Origin of the sequence: Mesorhizobium sp. M7A.F.Ca.CA.004.04.2.1, assembly GCF_004022825.1 — a bacterium.
Classification (GTDB): Bacteria; Pseudomonadota; Alphaproteobacteria; order Rhizobiales; family Rhizobiaceae; genus Mesorhizobium.
In genome coordinates, this window is sequence record NZ_RZPH01000353.1 from 1 (window position 1) to 5,405 (window position 5,405).

At 63.9% G+C, this 5,405-nt stretch carries 6 protein-coding genes and 3 pseudogenes; 2 read left to right on the forward strand and 7 right to left on the reverse strand.

The features are described 5' to 3' along the window. From EN893_RS16925 to tesB, 3 genes and pseudogenes are all read right to left on the reverse strand, one after another. A pseudogene (locus tag EN893_RS16925) lies at positions 1-303 on the reverse strand (ammonia channel protein); the annotation flags it as partial. Positions 304-322: 19 nt separating this feature from the next. Beyond that, complete coding sequence (locus tag EN893_RS16930; protein WP_013892292.1) at positions 323-661, reverse strand: P-II family nitrogen regulator; 339 nt, start codon at positions 659-661, stop codon at positions 323-325. Positions 662-878: 217 nt separating this feature from the next. Then, a complete protein-coding gene (gene tesB / locus EN893_RS16935) occupies positions 879-1,754 on the reverse strand; it encodes an acyl-CoA thioesterase II (protein WP_127267326.1) in 876 nt (291 codons plus the stop codon). Positions 1,755-1,851: 97 nt separating this feature from the next. Here tesB and EN893_RS16940 point away from each other — a divergent pair, with 97 nt between their 5' ends. After that, positions 1,852-3,129, forward strand: a complete 1,278-nt coding sequence (locus EN893_RS16940; RefSeq protein WP_164748783.1) for a ubiquinone biosynthesis hydroxylase — start codon at positions 1,852-1,854, stop codon at positions 3,127-3,129. Between the two features lie 112 nt (positions 3,130-3,241). On the opposite strand, the gene EN893_RS16945 is transcribed toward EN893_RS16940, so the two are convergent. From EN893_RS16945 to EN893_RS16955, 3 genes and pseudogenes are all read right to left on the reverse strand, one after another. Then, positions 3,242-3,769: a hypothetical protein gene (locus EN893_RS16945; RefSeq protein WP_127270047.1), complete on the reverse strand. Its 528-nt coding sequence runs from the start codon at positions 3,767-3,769 to the stop codon at positions 3,242-3,244. 139 nt (positions 3,770-3,908) lie between these two features. Next, positions 3,909-4,264 (reverse strand): annotated as a pseudogene (locus tag EN893_RS16950) (YciI family protein). After that, entirely contained in the window at positions 4,261-4,560 is a 300-nt protein-coding gene (locus EN893_RS16955) for a hypothetical protein (protein ID WP_236382945.1), read from the reverse strand. The pseudogene EN893_RS16950 and the gene EN893_RS16955 overlap by 4 nt, the downstream one beginning before the upstream one ends. 159 nt (positions 4,561-4,719) lie before the next feature. Between EN893_RS16955 and EN893_RS16960 the strand changes: the two genes are divergently transcribed. Continuing rightward, entirely contained in the window at positions 4,720-5,145 is a 426-nt protein-coding gene (locus tag EN893_RS16960; RefSeq protein ID WP_127270051.1) for an OsmC family protein, read from the forward strand. A gap of 51 nt (positions 5,146-5,196) precedes the next feature. Here EN893_RS16960 and EN893_RS16965 read toward each other — a convergent pair. Further along, positions 5,197-5,405: pseudogene (locus EN893_RS16965) on the reverse strand (DUF480 domain-containing protein); the annotation flags it as partial.

Consider the following 5,405-nt stretch of genomic DNA (forward strand, 5'->3'; position numbering starts at 1 on the left):
GACCACGCTGGTGATGGTGAAGACCTGCATCAGCACTGACAGCATGTTCTTGCTGCGAACCAGGCCGCCGTAGAAAAGCGCAAGACCGGGAACCGTCATCAACAGCACCAGAACGGTGGAAACCATCATCCACGTGGTGTCGCCCTTGTCGACGGTGAAAGCTGGCGCTGCTGCGGCCGCGGCGGGAGCCGCTTCCTGCGCGAATGCGGCGACCGTGCCCAATGCTCCGAGCGCGAACGAGCCGAGCAGCGCGGAGCGCGCCGCTGACTTCAAGGTGGAAGGAATATTCATTGAACTCTCCATTGGAATACGTGATCGCCGCTCAGAGCGCGTCGGTGTCTGTTTCGCCGGTGCGGATGCGCACCGCCTGATCGATGCCGAAAACGAAGATCTTTCCGTCGCCGATCTGGCCGGTCTTGGCGGCGGCGGTGATGGCTTCGACAGCCTTGTCCACCATGTCGGAACTGACGGCGACTTCGATCTTGATCTTCGGCAGGAAGCTGACCGCGTATTCCGCCCCGCGATAGATTTCCGTATGCCCTTTCTGACGCCCGTAGCCTTTGACTTCGGTGACGGTCAGGCCCTGGATGCCGACGGCGGTAAGCGCTTCGCGTACCTCGTCGAGCTTGAACGGCTTGATGATTGCCATCACAATTTTCATAAGGTTTCACCCTTCGCTGTTGCGGTCCCCCGCGTTTGCACACCTTCACCGATCCTAAAAAGCCGGAGAGTGCCCACGAGGATTCAAGCTCCGTGCCAAGTGCCGAAGCAGGGTGTTAACCCGTTGTAAACAAAGAGATTAGAGAGCACACCGACGCAACCTGCCCACAGCTGCAGCGGTGCATCTGCCTAAAACTTAGGCAATTTTTGAAAAATGCCTACTCTGCAGGCGATCGCTTGAGCCGGATCAGCCCTTCCTGCGCAACCGAGGCGATCAGCGTGCCGTCGCGGGCAAACAGCGACCCGCGTGTAAAGCCGCGCGACCCCTGTGTCGACGGGCTGTCCTGCGTGTAGAGCATCCAGTCGTCGAGCGCATGGCTGCGATGGAACCACATGGCGTGGTCAATGCTCGCCGCCTGGATATCGCGATCGAAAATGGCGCGGCCATGCGCGAAGGTCGATGTGTCGAGCAGCGTCATGTCGGAAAGATAGGCGAGCACCGCCGCCTGGATGGCGCGGTCCGCCGGCACCGGACCTGTGGTGCGGATCCAGATATTCTGCTTCGGCTCCAGCTTTTCGCGGCTGGTGTAATGCTTCAGCATCACCGGCTTCATCTCGATCGGCCGGTCGCGCTCCCAGTAGCGTTTGATGCCATCGGGCACCGCGTCGGCGAATTTGCCCAGCAATTCGCGTTGCGACAGCAACGTGTCCGGCCCCGGAACGTCCTGCGGCATCGGCACCTGGTGCTCGAGACCGACCTCGTCCTGCTGGAACGAGGCTTCGAGCGAAAAGATCGCCTGGCCGTGCTGGACTGCCACCACGCGCCGCGTGGTGAAGGAGCCGCCGTCGCGAATACGGTCGACCTCGTAGACGATCGGCACCTTGGTGTCGCCGGGCCGCATGAAATAGCCGTGCAGCGAATGCACGTGCCGATCGGGATCCACTGTCCGCTGCGCCGCCACCAGCGCCTGGGCGATGGTCTGGCCGCCGAACACGCGCTGCCAGTCGAGCAAGGGGCTGCGACCACGATACAGATTGTGTTCCAGCTTCTCGAGGTCGAGAATGCCGAGAAGCTCGTCCATGGCTGCCGTCATATTTCGCGCCCTCGCCGCAGAAGTGTTATGGCGGTTTCCGACAGGACGGACAGGCAGTCAAGGGTGCAGGACCCGGCGGCGCGCAGGAGCGAAGATGATGGAACGCAAGGCGGACACGAAAACAGGGGCAAACGCGAAAACAGTATCTGGGCTCGATGTCCTGGTCGCCGGCGCCGGCTATGTCGGCCTGGCCGCCGCCGTGTCGCTGAAGCAGGCGCGACCGGGTCTCGCCATCGCTCTCGTCGATGCCGCACCTGCTGGCGCCTGGCAAAGGGATGGCCGCGCCTCGGCCATCGCCGCCGCCGCCTGCCGCATGCTCGACCAGCTCGGCGTGTGGGCCGAGATCGTGCCCCAGGCGCAGGCGATCACCGAGATGATCATCACCGATTCGCGCACCGCCGATCCGGTGCGTCCGGTCTTTCTGACCTTCGACGGCGAAGTGGCGCCGGGCGAGCCCTTTGCGCATATGGTCGCCAACAGGGTGCTGAACGGCGCCTTGCGGGCCAGCGCCGAAAAGCTCGGCATCGACATCATCGAAGGCGTCGCCGTGCAGGGGTTCGAGACCAACGGCGCCGGCATCACAGTGCATCTCGCCGACGGCGCGACCCTGAAGGCCCGCCTGCTGGTCGCCGCCGACGGCGTCAACTCGAAGCTGCGCGACATGGCCGGCATCAAGACGGTGAAGTGGGAATATGGCCAGTCGGGCATCGTCTGCACCGTGGCGCATGAACGCCCGCACAACGGTCGCGCCGAAGAGCATTTCCTGCCGGCCGGCCCCTTCGCCACATTGCCGCTCAAGCCCGGCGAGGACGGCACCAACCGCTCGTCGATCGTCTGGGTCGAGCGTACGCCCGACGCCGAGAAGCTGGTGGCCGGTGACGATCTCCTCTTCGAACACGAACTCGAACAGCGCTTTGGCCTGAAGCTTGGCGAGATCCGCGTTGCCGATAAGCCGCGCGCCTGGCCGCTCGGCCTGACCATTGCGCGCGCCTTCGTCGCACCCCGCATCGCGCTCGCCGGCGATGCCGCCCACGGCATCCACCCGATCGCCGGCCAGGGACTCAATCTCGGCTTCAAGGATGTCGCGGCCCTTGCCGAGGTGATCGTCGAGGCCGACCGGCTCGGCCGGGACATCGGCGCGCTCGACGTGCTCGAGCGCTACCAGCAGTGGCGCCGCTTCGACACGGTGCAGATGGGTGTCACCACGGACGCGCTGAACCGGCTGTTTTCCAACGATATCGGCCCGCTGCGCACCGTCCGCGACATCGGCCTCGGTCTCGTCGAACGCATGCCGCGCCTGAAGGATTTTTTTATCCGGCAGGCGTCGGGACTGTCCGCCAGCACGCCGCGACTATTGAAGGGCGAGGCGATCTGATCGATTCAGCGCCCCCCAACGTCGTCATCCTTGGGCGCAGCGACGCGAAGCGGAGCGAAGACCCCAGGATGACGAAGCGATGGCGTTTCCGCCAATCGCCCAAGGTATGCGCTCAGTTGACCTCGAAACCCAGCTTCTGCCGCAGCCGCAATATCCTCTGGTCGGATATTTCGATGCGTTTCTCGCCGCCCTGGGCGGCGCGGTTGACCATCTGCAGCAGATCGTTTCGCTCGGCGACATCGAGACGTTCGCGTAGAAACGGCGCCAGCTTGTCGATGACAACGGTGGCGTCGTCGACTTGCGCCGCCGCCCATTTGGCATAGATCACCGCCTCGTCGGTCTTCTTCTTGTCGGCGATCTCGGAAATCACCGCGCGGATGACGGCCTCGCGCTGCGGCAGGATGGGCCCATCCTCGGAGACGATTGATGTGATCAGCGTAGCCGCCGCTACGACTGGATCATCGATCGCCGTCAGCGGCGACAGCGCCGCCTGCTTGCGCAGCTTCTTGCGGCGTACCGAGCCCTGAACCCGGCCAATGACATCGGCAACGTCACGCGCGGCCTCGTTCATGGCCTTCATCCGGTACCACCAGAACGCCGCCGCGCCCATCACGCCAAGGATAGCAATCAGGAAAGGCATGTCGAAATCCCCAAGAACCCCGGCGACGATAGGAGAACTCTCGCCTTGCTTCAACACGCAAAAGTTGCGCACGGAACCGAAGCCCGAACGCTCAGCCCGACGCTCTGGTTTTCGAAGCAGCCACAACGCTGGCAGGGCTCTATGACCCCGGTATGTCGTAGATGGCCCGGACCTCGATCGTGCCGAGTTCGGCCAGTGGAATACCAGCGGCAATGTCCAGCGCCGCTTCGAGATCTCCGGCCTCGATCATGACGAAACCAAGCAATTGCTCCTTGGTCTCGGCGAACGGCCCGTCGATAACCAGCCGCTTGCCCTGACGCCGCCGCACGGTTTTGGCTGTTTTCACCGATTGCAGCGCCTGCGCGACGATCAGCAGGCCGCTCTCCTCCAGCGCCCGGTCGTAGGCCAGCGAATCGGCGTCGAGCTTGGCCGACCTTGCCGGGGTCAGCGCGTGAAGATCCTTTTCCTCACCATAACCAGGCAGACATATTTCATTTCCAGCCCCCTTGCCGCTGTGAACCATAGGATGCGCCGACGAGGGCATCGGTGTTGCCACTGACCGCCGCCGCATGATCGAGAAGGCATGCCGCGATGCCGATGATGGCAACCGCCGCCAGAAGCCGGCCAAAGCCGGACGCCGGCGGACGCAGCCAGAAGTCTTCTTCTCGTCGCCCGGCCCCGCAGCCTGCACCTTTCCACGATGCAAAAAACATACTGTCCATGTGAACCTTCCATCCGGCCACAAATCCGTGGCCATCCGCAGGACGGGCGAAGCAGATCAAAGTCGACATTTCTGCACCGGCATTTTCGGAAAAATCTGGCCACCGGTGCCGGCACCGTGCGGTGGTTCAAAGAGCGCAGTGGCCTTCGCGTCCGCGCGCGCTATAGTTGACCGGACGCCGGCTCGGCCTCGACAACGAACCCCAACCACGACAACCAAGGAGGAATTCATGGACCGCACCGCAAACGCCGTCTGGAAAGGCAATCTGAAAGAGGGCACGGGCACGCTCGACACCCAGAGCGGAACCTTGAAGGGCACGCCCTATTCGTTCAAGGCGCGCTTCGAGGACGAGAGCGGCAAATCCGGCACCAATCCGGAAGAACTGATCGCGGCGGCGCACGCAGGCTGCTTTGCCATGCAGTTCTCGCATTTCCTGGCCGAGAACGGCACGCCAGCCACCGAACTCGATGCCAAGGCCGTGGTGACGCTGGTTCCCGGCACGGGGATCACCGGCAGCGCACTCACCGCGGTCGGCAAGGTGCCCGGCATCGATGCGGCGAAATTCACGGAGCTGGCCGAGAAGGCCAAGGCCGGATGCCCGGTCTCGAAGGCGCTCGGCGCCATAAACGTATCGCTTGATGCCCGGCTCGGCTGAAAGCGCTGCATCCGTGTAAGACCCGGCGCGAGCGCCCAGGCGCGCGCCGGCCTATGCTCCCAGCGCGTCCAGGCGAGCGCGCAGTGCGGCGACTTCCTGCTCCAATGCCTCCAACCGCGCCTCCAGGTCGGAAGCAGGCAGGGCCGATGCACTGCGCTGCACCGAAAGGGCGGCAACGTCCACCGGGCCGCTGAGGAGATGAACGTAGCGGTCCTCGCGCTGGCCTGGTCCGCGCGGGATTTCCTGGATGAGTGGCGGTC